A 13,365-nucleotide genomic window follows, 5' to 3' on the forward strand; every position below is an offset into this window, starting at 1 on the left:
TCATGCCACTTCGCGGTCGCCGGATCGTCCGCCGACCGCGCGGACAGCGGCGCCGATGTCGGCGGCGAGCAGCTCGGCCTCGTCCTGGCTCAGGTCGTGGACGGTGAGCCGCAGCCGGTACGAGGGGGACAGTGTGCCGAGAGTGAACTCGTCGCCGCTGCGCGCGAGCCATCCCCGCCGCATGAGGCGCTCGACGACCGCGCGGGCGGGGACCTCGAGCGGCACCCAGAGATTGAGGCCGTCGCCGGCCTCGGTCGGCACCCCGTGCGCGCTCAGCCGCTCGGCGAAGTCCGCATTGCGCGCGGCGTAGTGCTCGCTGGCGGCGCCGATGCGCGCGAGGACGTCGGGATCGGTCATGAGGACCAGGACCAGGCGCTGCAGCAGGTGACTCACCCACGTCGTCCCCGGAGTCAGTCGCATCGCGAGACGATCGGCCGTCTCCGGATCGGATGCCGCCAGCGCAAGGCACATGTCGGGGCCGAGGAACTTCGAAACGGAGCGGACCACCGCCCAGCGCTGATGCTGAGGTCCGATCAGGGAGTGGAAGGGCTCGCGAGAGAGCATCGAGAAGTGGTCGTCTTCGATGATCAGCACGTACGGATGGGCCGCGAGGAGCTCACGCAGCTGCGTCGCCCGGCGCGCCGACAGGCTCGCCCCCGAGGGGTTCTGCGCGCGGGGCGTACAGACCACCGCACGGGCGCCCTGTTCGAGGGCCGCCTTCAACCCGGCGACCGTCATCCCCTCATCGTCCACGGGGACCGCGATCGGGCGATAGCCGGCGAGCCGCACCGTGTGGATGCTGGCGAGGAAGCACGGATCTTCGAGCGCGACGGCGTCCTCGCGAGTGAGCGCCTGCGCGAGCAGTCGCTCGACCGCGTCGGCGGCGCCACTGGTCACGGTCAGGCGCATAGGCGCTGCACCGGCATGCGCATCGCTCATCCACTCGAGGCCCCACCGCTGCAGATCGGGGTCGATCACCGGTTCGCCGTACAGGACGGGCCGGCCCGCCATGCTCGCCAGCGCCTGCGAGGGGTCCGGGATCAGGTCGGGGTCAGGATTTCCCGTAGCCACATCGCGCAGCAAGCTGTCCCCGGCGAATCCCTCCTGGGCGACCGGCAGGAGGTCGGCCACCCGTGTGCCGCCGCGACCGCGCGAGACGATCACCCCGGTTCCCGAGAGCAGCCGGTAGCCGGCGACGACGGTGTTGCGGTTCACGCCGAGGCTCTCCGCCAAGGCGCGGACCGACGGCAGTGGGTCGCCGGGACGCAGGGCGCCACGCTCGATCAGGGCACGGAGGCTGTCGGCGATCTCCGATGCCGACCGTCCGTTGATCTGCGATTCCATAGCGCTCCTCGTCGCCCATCGTAGGGCCCGGTACATGCTATCTTTTGGCCTAGGTCAATGCTTCTCGACCTCGCACACCGCGCGTTTCGCGCTCTCACGAAAGGACCCGCCGTGACCTCTGCCGACACGGGAACCGACCGCGTCAAGCGCGGCCTCGCCGAGATGCTCAAGGGCGGCGTCATCATGGACGTCGTCACCGCCGAGCAGGCGCGGATCGCCGAGGATGCCGGCGCGGTCGCCGTGATGGCGCTCGAGCGCGTGCCGGCCGACATCCGGGCGGAGGGCGGGGTGTCGCGGATGAGCGATCCGGACATGATCGAGAGCATCATCGCCTCGGTCTCGATCCCCGTCATGGCCAAGGCCCGGATCGGCCACTTCGTCGAGGCCCAGGTGCTGCAGGAGCTCGGCGTCGATTACATCGACGAGTCCGAGGTGCTCTCGCCCGCCGATTACGTCAACCACATCGACAAGTGGAAGTTCACGGTTCCCTTCGTCTGCGGAGCGACCAACCTGGGTGAGGCGCTGCGGCGCATCAACGAGGGTGCGGCGATGATCCGCTCCAAGGGGGAGGCAGGCACCGGGGACGTCTCCGAGGCCACGAAGCACATCCGCAAGATCTCGGGCGAGATCAACATGCTGCGTTCCATGACGAAGGACGAGCTCTACGTCGCCGCGAAGGAGCTGCAGGCACCGTACGAGCTCGTGGCGGAGATCGCCGAGACCGGTGCGCTTCCGGTGGTCCTGTTCGTCGCCGGAGGCGTCGCGACCCCGGCCGACGCGGCGATGATGATGCAGCTGGGCGCGGACGGCGTCTTCGTCGGGTCCGGCATCTTCAAGTCCGGCAACCCGGCCGAGCGCGCCGCGGCGATCGTGAAGGCGACGACCTTCTTCGACGACGCCAAGGTCATCGCGGATGTCTCGCGCGGCCTCGGCGAGGCGATGGTGGGCATCAACGTGTCCGACCTGCCCGCCCCGCACCGCCTCGCCGAGCGTGGCTGGTAGACGGCCGCGGGTCGGAGTCCTCGCCCTGCAGGGCGACGTGCGCGAGCACGTCCGCGTGCTGAGCGAGCTCGGCGCCGACGTGGAGCTCATCCGTCGTCCTGCGGAGCTGGCCGCCGTCGAGGGGCTGGTGATCCCGGGCGGAGAGTCGAGCGTGATCGACAAGCTCTCGCGCGCGTTCGGGATGCAGCAGCCGCTGCGCGACGCGATCGCGGCGGGGATGCCGGTCTACGGCACGTGTGCCGGGCTCATCCTCCTGGCCGATCGCATCGCCGACGGCATCAGGGATCAGCAGACGTTCGGCGGACTCGACGTCCTGGTCCGACGAAACGCGTTCGGCAGTCAGCTGGACTCCTTCGAGACAGACCTGGACGTCCCCGTGCTCGGCGAGCCGCCGGTGCACGCCGTCTTCATCCGCGCTCCCTTGGTGCAGGAGGTGGGAGAGGGTGTGGAGCCGCTTGCGCGCCTGGCGGACGGGCGGGTCGTCGCGGTGCGCCGCGAGCAGCTGCTGGGCACCTCCTTCCATCCCGAGGTGACCGGAGAGCACCGATTCCACTCGCTGTTCCTCGACACGGTGCGCGCCGCCTGACGCCCGCGCGCCCAGCGGCTAGATTTCAGACATGACGGTCAACGACTGGTGGCGCGACCGCCCCGAAGAGCGGTACTGGATGATCGCCCCGTCGCGCGGTGTCGTCGGTGATGCGCTGAGCGCGCCGAAAGCCTCGGCGGACCGTCGGTTCGAGTGGTCCCACGAGCTCGTCGGATTCACCGAGCCCGGCGACACGCTCTTCGTCTGGGACCGCACGCTCGCGGTGCCGGGCATCGGCGCGTGGGGACGGGTCCTCGGCCCGCTCGGCGAGGACAGCCGCGCGCGGCGCGGCGAGACGATGCCCCACTGGCGCATGCCCGTCAGCGACACCCTGCGGCTGGCGACCCCGATCACCCTGAGCGGGCTCCGCCGCATCGGCGGAGACATCGTGGCCATCCGCGATGCCGTCGAGTCCTCCACGGAGGGCCCGGTCTACTTCCCGTTCATCGGGTCGGCAGACACCCTCGCTCCGGCACCGGCGTATCTGAGCAAGGTGCCCCGCGATCTGGTCGCGCTGCTGTCCTCGCGCTTCGGCTTCGAGTTCGCGCTCTAGGGGCACGATGACGGCCTGGGTGGCGCTGCTGCGGGGCGTGAACGTCGGCGGCGTCACGATCCGCAACGCCGATCTCGCCGCCGCCATGAGCGACGATCTGGGGCTCGGCGCCGTTCGCACCGTGCTGGCCAGCGGCAACGTCACCTTCGAAGCGGATGCCGGGCCGGCCGCGCGCGCGGCGCTGAAGTCTTCGATCGAGGGCGCGCTGCGCACTCGCTTCGGCTACGACGCGTGGATCGTGCTCGTCACTCGCGCGGAGGTGCACAAGGCCATCTCCTCGTTCCCGTTCGACGCCGAAGACGACACCCGGCAGCCGTGGGTCGTCTTCGGATCGGACGAGGCGGCGCTGGATGAGCTGGTCGTCGCGGCCGAAGGTCTCGACCCTGTCGTCGACCCCGTCGCCCGAGGCGAGGGCGTCCTCTACTGGAACCCGCGAAAGGGCACGACGACCGATACGGCGTTCGCGAAGCTGCTCTCGCGCAGGCAGTACCGGGCGACGACCACCAACCGCAACCTCCGCACCCTGCAGAAGATCGTGGCGGCGTGAGCACGACACACACCATCGGGCTCGGCACGTAAACTGGCGGCATGTCCGGCCACTCCAAGTGGGCGACCACGAAGCACAAGAAGGCGATCATCGATTCGCGCCGTGCCAAGTCGTTCGCCAAGCTCATCAAGAACATCGAAGTCGCAGCCAAGATCGGCGGCGCCGACCTCGCGGGTAACCCGACCCTGCAGGACGCGGTCCAGAAGGCGAAGAAGACCTCCGTCCCCATCGACAACATCAACCGCGCCGTCAAGCGCGGCGCCGGGCTCACGGGCGAGTCCGTCGACTACCAGACGATCCTCTACGAAGGGTACGGACCCAACGGCGTCGCGCTGCTGATCGAGTGCCTCACCGACAACCGCAACCGTGCGGCGGCCGAGGTGCGCACGGCGATGACCCGCAACGGCGGAACCATGGCCGACCCGGGCAGCGTCGCCTACAACTTCCACCGCAAGGGTGTGATCGTGGTGTCTTCGGAGAGCACCTCCGAAGACGACCTCATGCTCGCGGTCCTGGACGCCGGTGCCGAGGAGATCGAACCGCACGGCGAAGGCTTCGGTGTCATCACTGATGCCTCGGAGCTCGTGGTCGTGCGTTCCGCGCTGCAGGATGCGGGGATCGACTACGAGTCCGCCGATGTCGAATTCGTGCCGTCACTCAAGGTCGAGGTCGACGCCGACACGGCGCGCAAGGTGTTCCGCCTGATCGACGCCCTCGAAGACAGCGACGACGTGCAGAACGTCTACAGCAACTTCGACCTGTCGCCAGAGGTGCAGGCCGAGCTCGAGAACGACGAGTAGGGCGCGCCACGCGGTGCCGGGTGCACCGGCCGCTTAGCGTGGGGGAGTGGCAGCACTGCGCGTTCTCGGCATCGACCCCGGCCTGACCCGGTGCGGCGTCGGCGTCGTGGACGTCGCTCGCGATCGGTCTGCGACGCTCGTGCACGTCGGCGTCATCCGCTCCGATCCCGGCGAGCCGATCGAACGGCGCCTCGCGACGATCGCGGCCGGCATCCGTGCCGTGATCGACGAGCACGGCCCGTCGGTGGTGGCCGTCGAGCGGGTCTTCTCGCAGCACAACCGGCAGTCCGTCATGGGCACCGCGCAGGCCAGCGGAATCGCGCTGCTGATCGCAGGCGAGCGCGGGTTGAACGCGACAACTCACACCCCGACCGAGGTCAAGGCGGCGGTGACCGGCTACGGAGCCGCCGACAAGCGTCAGGTGCAGACGATGGTCGCGCGGATCCTGCGCCTCGACGAGCTCCCTCAGCCCGCCGACGCGGCGGATGCGCTCGCACTGGCACTGTGCCACGCCTGGCGCGCGGGGTCGTCACCCGCGACGGGCAGCGGCACCCTGACCCCTGCGCAGCGGGCGTGGGCCGACGCCGAGCGACTGGCGCGACGCTGACCACGCGTGTCGGTCGAACAGATGTGCGAACGCCGCTCTAGGCTCGGAGCATGATCTCCTCGTTGCGCGGCCGAGCTGCTCACGTCGATTCCGATGGGCTCATCGTCGAGGTCGGCGGCGTCGGGCTCTCGGTCGCGGTCACGCCGCACGTGGCCGCCGCGACGAACGTGGGCGACGAGGTGCACCTGCACACGAACCTCATCGTGCGCGAGGATGCGCTCTCGCTGTTCGGCTTCGAGAGCCGCGACGAGCTGATCGTGTTCACGCAGCTCCTCGGCGTGACGGGCGTCGGGCCCAAGTCGGCGCTCGGTGTGCTCGCGGCGCTCAGCGTCGCCCAGATCGCCGAAGCCGTGACAGCCGATGATGACGCGCCCTTCCGCCGGGTCTCGGGCATCGGGCCGAAGACCGCGAAGCTGATCGTCGTGCAGCTGGCCGGCAAGGTCGTCGCCCCGCAGGCCGGCAGCGCAGCCCGATCGGATGCCGCTCCCGGCGTGGCCGCTCAGGTCACGCAGGCGCTCGTCGGACTGGGCTGGAGCGAGCGCGCCGCGAGCGATGCGGTGGCGTCCGCGGTCGAAGAGGCCAGCCCGTCCGAGCGAGCCGCTGTGCCGGCGCTGCTGCGCCTGACCCTCGCGACGCTGGGGCCGGCGCGCAAGGAGCATGCGGGTGGTTGACGTCCACGACGCCGACGAGCCCGTCGACGAGGCGGAGCTGGCGATCGAGGGTGCTCTGCGACCGGCATCCCTCGCCGAATTCGTCGGCCAGCAGAAGGTCAGAGGTCAGCTCCAGCTCCTGCTGGACGCCGCCCGCATCCAGCAGCGGCCCGCCGATCACATCCTGCTCTCCGGGCCGCCGGGCCTGGGCAAGACGACCCTCGCGATGATCGTGGCGCACGAGAGCGGCCGGCCGCTGCGTCTGTCCAGCGGGCCGGCCATCCAGCACGCGGGCGATCTGGCCGCGCTCCTTTCCAGCCTCACTCCGGGCGAAGTTCTCTTCATCGATGAGATCCACCGCATGGCGCGCTCGGCCGAGGAGATGCTCTACCTCGCGATGGAGGACTTCCGCATCGACATCATGGTCGGCAAGGGCGCGGGGGCGACCAGCATTCCCCTCGATCTCGCGCCCTTCACTCTCGTGGGTGCCACGACCCGGTCCGGACTCCTGCCCAATCCGCTGCGCGACCGGTTCGGCTTCACCGCCCACCTGGAGTACTACGAGCCCGAAGAGCTCGAACGGGTCATCGAACGCTCGGCGGCCATGCTCGCCGTCGATCTGCCCCACGCCTCCCGTGCCGAGATCGCCCGCCGTTCGCGCGGGACGCCTCGCATCGCCAACCGGCTCCTGCGGCGCGTGCGCGATTTCATGATCGTGCGCGGCGGCGGGGGCAGCACCGCGACCGTTGACGCCGCGCTGGATCTGTACGACGTCGACTCCATCGGACTCGACCGGCTCGATCGCGCCGTCCTGGACGCACTCGTGCGACGGTTCCGCGGGGGACCGGTGGGCCTGAGCACCTTGGCGGTGGCCGTCGGAGAGGAGGCCGAGACGATCGAATCCGTCGTCGAGCCCTACCTCGTGCGCATCGGCTTCATGGGACGCACCCCCCGGGGCCGGATCGCGATGCCGTCGGCTTTCGCGCATCTGGGCGCCTCGCACCCCGAGTCGGCGCTCAGACTCGATGATCTATAATCGCTGAAGGCTCTCGCCTCACCCCCTCCTGCAAGGCAGTGTCGCCCCGGCGCGCGCCTGATTCGAAAGGCTCTCGCCTCCATGGAATTCCTCTCCAACTACGGCCTCATCATCCTGCTGGTCGTCCTGCTCGGCTTCATGTTCTGGAGCTCGCGCCGACGCATGCAGAAGCAGAAGCTCGAGCAGGAGCAGAAGGCGCGCCAGACGGTGCCCGGTGCAGAGGTCCTGATGCAGGGCGGCCTCTACGGCACGATCGTCGCGTTCGACCCCGAGAACCTCGACCAGCCCGCGCTCGTCGAGATCGCTCCGGGCGTGCAGATCAAGGTGCACAGCCAGGCGATCCTGCGCGTCGTGGACCCCGTCGAGGGCGTCGTCACCGAGGACGAGTTCATCGAGGCCGAGGCCAACGAGGCCGGATACGTCGGCGGAGTCGCCAGCGGCGCGATCAGCTCGATCAGCGACGACACCGCGCGATCGCGCGAGGCCGAGGCGGTCGTCGATCCCGACGCCGACTCGGACACCAAGCCCAAGGCCTGACCGCTCGCCCTTCCCGGGCTCCCAGAAAGCTGACCCCTCGTGGCGACATCCACCCCCGTCCGGCATGCCTGGCGTGCGTTGACAGGTCTTCTGATCATCACCGCACTGCTGTTCGGCATCAACGCGCTCGGCGTCTACGTCTTCAAGGCCAGCTCGTGGAGTCCCGAGCTCGCGCTCGACCTTCAGGGCGGCACGCAGATCATCCTGGAAGCGCAGACGGCGGACGGCGCCGCGCCGACCGAGGAGCAGCTCAACCAGGCGGTCACGATCATCCGCCAGCGTGTCGACGCCTCGGGCGTCGGCGAGGCGGACGTGACCACGGAGGGCGGCAAGAACATCGTCGTCCAGATCCCCGGACAGGCCGACGAGGAGACGCGCCAGCGCATCGAGGCATCCGCGCAACTCCAGCTGCGCGCTGTCCTGGTGGCCGGGCAGCCCGCCACGACCTTCGTGGGCGACGACGGCAAGGAGACGCCCTATCCGACTCCGGACCCGGCGCTCCCGTCGACACCGACCGCATCGCCGACCAATGGCAGCGACGTGGCCTGGATCACTCCTGCCCTTCAGGCCGAGTACCTCGCCTACGACTGTGCGAATCCCGACAATGCGCCGGCTGACGCCCCGAAGGACGAGCCGCTCATCACGTGCGACCCGGACGGCACCGTCAAATACATCCTCGGACCGGTCGAACTGGATGGGTCCTCCATCAGCGACGCCACGTTCGGCCTGCAGCAGACCAACAACCAGTGGGCGGTCAACCTCAAGTTCGACGACGCCGGCACGAAGACCTTCGGTGAGATCAGCCAGCGCCTGTTCGGGGCCAACCCGCCGCTGAACCAGTTCGCCTTCGTGCTCGACGGCTATGTGCTCTCGGCCCCGTCGATGAACGCCGTCATCCTCGGCGGCGATCCGAGCATCACCGGCAGCTTCACCCAGGACAGCTCGAAGGTGCTCGCCGACCAGCTCAAGTACGGCGCGCTGCCGCTGAGCTTCGAGGTCGTCAGCTCCGACACCATCTCGGCCACGCTCGGCTCCCAGCAGCTGCAGATCGGCCTGATCGCCGGCCTGATCGGTCTCGCGCTCGTCGCGATCTACGTCCTGATCGTCTACCGCGCTCTGGGCCTCGTGATCATCGCGTCGCTCATCGTGATGGGTGTCCTGACCTACATCACCATCTGCATCCTCGCCTGGCGCATGGGCTTCCGCCTGTCGCTGGCCGGTGTCGCCGGTCTGATCGTGTCGATCGGGTTCACGGCCGACTCGTTCATCGTGTACTTCGAGCGCATCCGAGACGAGCTGCGCGACGGGAAATCGATCACCGGCGCCGTCGAGGACGGCTGGGGCCGTGCGAAGCGGACGATCTACATCTCCAAGTCGATCAACATCCTCGCCGCGGTCGTGCTGTACATCCTGGCCGATGCCACGGTGAAGGGCTTCGCGTTCACGCTGGGGCTCACGACCGTGATCGACGTCATGATCTTCATCCTGTTCACCCACCCGGTGATGCAGCTGCTCGCGCGGACGAAGTTCTTCGGATCGGGGCATCCCCTCTCTGGGATGGATCCCGCGGCCCTCGGGGCTGTCTACCGCGGCCGCGCGCAGTTCCGCGCGCCCGTCGCGCAGACCGCCAAGACGCAGGCCGAGCGGCGGGCATCCCGTTCGCGGGGCGAGGCGGAGCGCCGTCAGACGATCGCCGAGCGCAAGCAGGCGGAGCTGCAGAAGGTTCCCGACACCGGTAAACCGGCCAAGACCGACAAGGGGGGAGAACTCTGATGCGCTCCATGAGCCAGTTCGGCAACGACCTCTACACCGGCAAGACCTCGTTCCCCTTCGTGGGGCGTCGCCGCCTGTGGTTCATCATCGCCGCCGTCCTCGTGATCGGCTCGGCGCTGGTTCCGCTCGTGCGGCCGATCCAGTTCTCCATCGAGTTCACCGGCGGATCGCAGTTCACCGTGTCAGGCGTCTCCTCGCCCGACCAGGCCGTCGCCACCGAGGCGGTGCAGAGCGTGGTTCCGGATGCCGTCACGAAGGTGACCACCGTCGGCGACAGCACCGTGCGCGTGCAGACCGATCAGCTCACGCCGGCCGAGTCGCAGCAGGTGACGACCGCCCTCGCCGACGCGTACGAGGTGCCCGTCACCGAGGTCACGGCATCCTTCATCGGTCCCAGCTGGGGCGCGGACGTCACGCGACAGTCGCTCTGGGGACTGGCGATCTTCCTCGCCCTGACCTTCTTGATCCTCGCGCTGTACTTCCGCACCTGGAAGATGTCGGTCACCTCGATCATCGGGCTCCTGGACGTGCTCATCATCACGATCGGCGTCTACGCGCTGTGCGGCTTCGAGATCTCGCCCGCGGCCGTGATCGGGTTCCTGACGATCCTGTCGTATGCGCTGTACGACACCACTGTCGTGTTCGACAAGATCCGTGAGAACACCACGGACGACGGTGAGATCTCGGGGCGGACCTTCGGCGAGTCGGTGAACCTCGCGGTCAACCAGACGCTGATCCGCTCGATCAACACGACGGTCGTGGCGATCCTGCCGACCGGAGCGATCCTGTTCATCGGCGCTCTGTGGCTGGGCGCGCAGACGCTGACGGACATCTCGCTCGCGATCTTCGTCGGCACGATCGTCGCCGCCTACTCGACGCTCTTCGTCGCGGCACCCCTGTACTCGCTGTTCCGCGAGAACGAGGTGGAGATCAAGGCGCGCGACGCCCGCGCACTGTCAGCTCGCGAGCGGGCCGGAGTCCCCGCCTGAGGGCCGGCCCACCGGCACGGGCGACCGCGCGCCGCGGGCGTAGGATTGAGCTCCAGCGCAGGAGAGGAGTCGGATGACCGAGACGGTTCCATCCGCCACGTCAGCTCCTGCCCCGGCGCCGCCCGCTCAGACATCCTCGCTGCGCCGCCTCGTCCCGCGCATCTTCTCCCGCTCCGCGCGACGCGACGACGTCGAGCAGCTGCTGCGGACGGTGCGCACACACCACCCCAAGGGCGACCTCTCCATCATCGAGCACGCGTACCGCGTCGCCGATGAGGCGCACACGGGGCAGACGCGTCAGAGCGGCGAGCCGTACATCACCCACCCGCTCGCGGTCGCCCAGATCCTCGCCGACATGGGGCTCGGGCCGAAGGCGATCGCGGCCGCGCTCCTGCACGACACGGTGGAGGACACCGGGTACGCACTCGAGACCCTGAACGCGGAGTTCGGCGACGAGGTCGCGATGCTCGTGGACGGCGTCACCAAGCTCGACAAGGTCAAGTACGGCGAGAGCGCGCAGGCCGAGACGGTGCGCAAGATGATCGTCGCGATGTCGCGCGACATCCGGGTGCTGCTCATCAAGCTCGCCGATCGCCTGCACAACGCGCGAACCTGGGGCTTCGTCCCGCCCGAGAAGGCTCAGAAGAAGGCGACGGAGACCCTCGAGATCTACGCCCCGCTGGCGCACCGGCTCGGCATCCAGACGATCAAGTCCGAACTCGAGGACCTTTCCTTCGCCGTCCTGCATCCGAAGCTGTATGCCGAGATCGAGAGCCTGGTCAAGCAGCGCACCCCTCAGCGCGAGCAGTACGTCCACAACGTGATCGAGGCCGTGGACGCCGATCTTCGCGAGCTGCGCATCCGCGGACGCGTGATGGGCCGGCCGAAGCAGCTGTATTCGGTCTACCAGAAGATGGTGGTGCGCGGCCGCGAGTTCGATGACATCTACGACCTCATCGGCATCCGCATCATGGTGGGAAGCGTGCGCGACTGCTACGCCGTCCTCGGCGCGATCCATGCGCGCTGGACGCCGCTTCCCGGCCGCTTCAAGGATTACATCGCCACTCCCAAGTTCAACCTCTACCAGTCGCTGCACACGACGGTGATCGGTCCCGGTGGACGCACGGTGGAGATCCAGATCCGCACGAACGAGATGCACCAGCAGGCCGAGTACGGCGTGGCCGCGCACTGGAAGTACAAGGAGCGGATGACCGGCGGAAAGCCCGACGCGAAATCCGTCGACGCCGACATGGCGTGGCTCGCGCACATCTCGGACTGGCAGGCCGAGACCGCCGACCCGGGGGAGTTCCTGGATTCCCTGCGCTTCGAGATCGGTGCGAAAGAGGTCTACGTCTTCACACCGAAGGGCCGCGTCATCGGGCTGCCGACCGGCGCCAGCCCGGTGGATTTCGCCTACGCCGTGCACACCGAGGTGGGCCACCGCACGATGGGCGCCAAAGTCAACGGGCGCCTCGTGCCGCTGGAATCCGAACTGCAGAGCGGCGACGTCGTCGAGGTGTTCACTTCGAAGAACCCGGATGCCGGCCCCAGCCAGGACTGGCTGAGCTTCGTCAAGAGCACCCGCGCGCGCAGCAAGATCCGCGGCTGGTTCACCAAGGAGCGCCGGGAAGAGGCCATCGAGCAGGGCAAGGAGGCCATCGCCCGCGCGATGCGCCGGCAGAACCTGCCGCTGCAGCGCCTGATGAGCCAGGACTCCTTCGCCGAGGTCGCGCGCTCGCTCAACTACGAGGACGTCACGGCTCTGTATGCCGCGGTCGGCGAAGGCCATGTGTCGACGCAGTCGGTCATCGAGAAGGTCACTGCCGCGGTCAGTGCGAACGACACCTCGACCGGGCCGATCGACCTGCCGCACGTCGGCCGCTCCCGTCAGCCGCGGAACGGAGATTCGGGGGTGCTGGTGCGCGGCGCGCCCGACATCCTGGTCAAGCTCGCCAAGTGCTGCACCCCTGTTCCCGGCGATGACGTCGTCGGCTTCGTGACCCGCGGCAGCGGCGTATCGGTGCATCGCACCGACTGCACGAACGTCAAGTCGCTGATGGAGGACGCCGAGCGGCTGATCGAGGTCGAATGGGCACCGACGACCAAGAGCGTGTTCCTGGTGCAGATCCAGATCGAGGCGCTGGATCGCTCGGGCCTGCTCAGCGATGTCACCCGTGTGCTGAGCGAGCATCACGTCAACATCCTCTCGGCGACCGTCTCGACGACCAACGACCGTCTCGCCCTCAGCCGCTTCGTGTTCGAGATGGGCGACATCGTGCACCTCGAGCGCGTGCTCAACGCCGTCCGGCGCATCGACGCGGTCTACGACGTCTACCGCGTCACGTCGTCCTGACTCGCGCGGCTTCTCGCGCCGCCAGCGACCGCAGACCGACCAGCGCAGCCCGCTTGTTCGGCAGGGGGCCGCGAGACTCGAGCCAGTCGACGGTGCGCGCCGGCAGCCGCGGATCGGCATCCGCCATGGACAGCGCCGCGGCGGCGTAGCGCTCCTCGTCGACCCGGGAGAGGTCGGCGAGCGTGCGTTCCGGAGTGGTCACGAGCACGCCGAACACAAGCTGCAGATCGGCCGGATCGACGCGCAGGTCCCGGTAGTGCAGCCGCCGCACGAACGCCTGGTGCAGGCGCCGGGGCACCGCGCGCTGAACGGTATGGCGGGAGGGCGGCTCGTGGAGTGCCCCATGGATCCACGCCGCGCTCAGATGCGTGGCCGCCAGGGTGTCGCCGAGCAGTTCCCGCAGCGAGCCGGCGCGCAGCTCGCGCGTCTCGACCGCATCGGCCGGGATGTAGGCATCACCGAGTTCGACGAGGTGCCCGTCGAGGCGGGCGGCCGACAGCTCCGCCGGCGAGAGTCGTCCGCCTGCGAAGTAGAGGAACGGTGACGGCATGACAGCAACTGTGCCGGATGCGGCGACGAGGGTGCCGC

General features: G+C 68.8%; 14 protein-coding genes. 12 read left to right on the forward strand and 2 right to left on the reverse strand.

The annotated features are described in order from the left end of the window. The gene (locus RWQ91_RS02055; protein WP_314502318.1) at window positions 1–1,344 is read right to left on the reverse strand and encodes an aminotransferase class I/II-fold pyridoxal phosphate-dependent enzyme; all 1,344 of its coding nucleotides are present in this window, start codon (window positions 1,342–1,344) and stop codon (window positions 1–3) included. Window positions 1,345–1,455: 111 nt separating this feature from the next. Between RWQ91_RS02055 and pdxS the strand changes: the two genes are divergently transcribed. The 12 genes from pdxS to RWQ91_RS02115 all read left to right on the forward strand — a co-directional run bounded on the left by pdxS (window position 1,456) and on the right by RWQ91_RS02115 (window position 12,777). After that, window positions 1,456–2,346: a pyridoxal 5'-phosphate synthase lyase subunit PdxS gene (gene pdxS / locus RWQ91_RS02060; RefSeq protein WP_314502321.1), complete on the forward strand. Its 891-nt coding sequence runs from the start codon at window positions 1,456–1,458 to the stop codon at window positions 2,344–2,346. Next, a complete protein-coding gene (gene pdxT / locus RWQ91_RS02065) occupies window positions 2,336–2,932 on the forward strand; it encodes a pyridoxal 5'-phosphate synthase glutaminase subunit PdxT (protein WP_314502324.1) in 597 nt (198 codons plus the stop codon). Before pdxS ends, pdxT begins: the two co-directional genes overlap by 11 nt. 31 nt (window positions 2,933–2,963) lie before the next feature. After that, window positions 2,964–3,485 (forward strand): hypothetical protein, encoded by a 522-nt coding sequence (locus RWQ91_RS02070; RefSeq protein ID WP_314502328.1) that lies wholly within the window; start codon window positions 2,964–2,966, stop codon window positions 3,483–3,485. Between the two features lie 7 nt (window positions 3,486–3,492). After that, complete coding sequence (locus tag RWQ91_RS02075; RefSeq protein WP_314502332.1) at window positions 3,493–4,032, forward strand: DUF1697 domain-containing protein; 540 nt, start codon at window positions 3,493–3,495, stop codon at window positions 4,030–4,032. 41 nt (window positions 4,033–4,073) lie between these two features. Then, window positions 4,074–4,832 (forward strand): YebC/PmpR family DNA-binding transcriptional regulator, encoded by a 759-nt coding sequence (locus tag RWQ91_RS02080; RefSeq protein WP_314502335.1) that lies wholly within the window; start codon window positions 4,074–4,076, stop codon window positions 4,830–4,832. Window positions 4,833–4,878: 46 nt separating this feature from the next. After that, on the forward strand, window positions 4,879–5,439 hold the full coding sequence (ruvC, locus tag RWQ91_RS02085; protein WP_314502337.1) for a crossover junction endodeoxyribonuclease RuvC: 561 nt from the start codon (window positions 4,879–4,881) through the stop codon (window positions 5,437–5,439). Between the two features lie 50 nt (window positions 5,440–5,489). Next, complete coding sequence (gene ruvA, locus RWQ91_RS02090; RefSeq protein WP_314502339.1) at window positions 5,490–6,110, forward strand: Holliday junction branch migration protein RuvA; 621 nt, start codon at window positions 5,490–5,492, stop codon at window positions 6,108–6,110. Beyond that, window positions 6,097–7,125, forward strand: a complete 1,029-nt coding sequence (gene ruvB / locus RWQ91_RS02095) for a Holliday junction branch migration DNA helicase RuvB (RefSeq protein ID WP_314502342.1) — start codon at window positions 6,097–6,099, stop codon at window positions 7,123–7,125. The genes ruvA and ruvB overlap by 14 nt, the downstream gene beginning before the upstream one ends. 81 nt (window positions 7,126–7,206) lie before the next feature. Then, window positions 7,207–7,662: a preprotein translocase subunit YajC gene (yajC, locus tag RWQ91_RS02100; RefSeq protein WP_314502346.1), complete on the forward strand. Its 456-nt coding sequence runs from the start codon at window positions 7,207–7,209 to the stop codon at window positions 7,660–7,662. Between the two features lie 39 nt (window positions 7,663–7,701). Continuing rightward, window positions 7,702–9,435 (forward strand): protein translocase subunit SecD, encoded by a 1,734-nt coding sequence (gene secD, locus RWQ91_RS02105; protein WP_314502348.1) that lies wholly within the window; start codon window positions 7,702–7,704, stop codon window positions 9,433–9,435. Further along, complete coding sequence (gene secF / locus RWQ91_RS02110; protein WP_314502351.1) at window positions 9,435–10,424, forward strand: protein translocase subunit SecF; 990 nt, start codon at window positions 9,435–9,437, stop codon at window positions 10,422–10,424. The genes secD and secF overlap by 1 nt, the downstream gene beginning before the upstream one ends. Before the next feature lie 73 nt (window positions 10,425–10,497). Further along, entirely contained in the window at window positions 10,498–12,777 is a 2,280-nt protein-coding gene (locus RWQ91_RS02115) for a bifunctional (p)ppGpp synthetase/guanosine-3',5'-bis(diphosphate) 3'-pyrophosphohydrolase (protein ID WP_314502352.1), read from the forward strand. Here RWQ91_RS02115 and RWQ91_RS02120 read toward each other — a convergent pair. Beyond that, window positions 12,764–13,327 carry a type IV toxin-antitoxin system AbiEi family antitoxin gene (locus RWQ91_RS02120; protein WP_314502354.1) on the reverse strand — a complete coding sequence of 188 codons (564 nt, stop codon included), beginning with the start codon at window positions 13,325–13,327 and terminating at the stop codon, window positions 12,764–12,766. The genes RWQ91_RS02115 and RWQ91_RS02120 overlap by 14 nt on opposite strands. Window positions 13,328–13,365: the final 38 nt, after the last annotated feature.

This window comes from uncultured Microbacterium sp. (assembly GCF_963524805.1).
Lineage (GTDB): Bacteria > Actinomycetota > Actinomycetes > Actinomycetales > Microbacteriaceae > Microbacterium.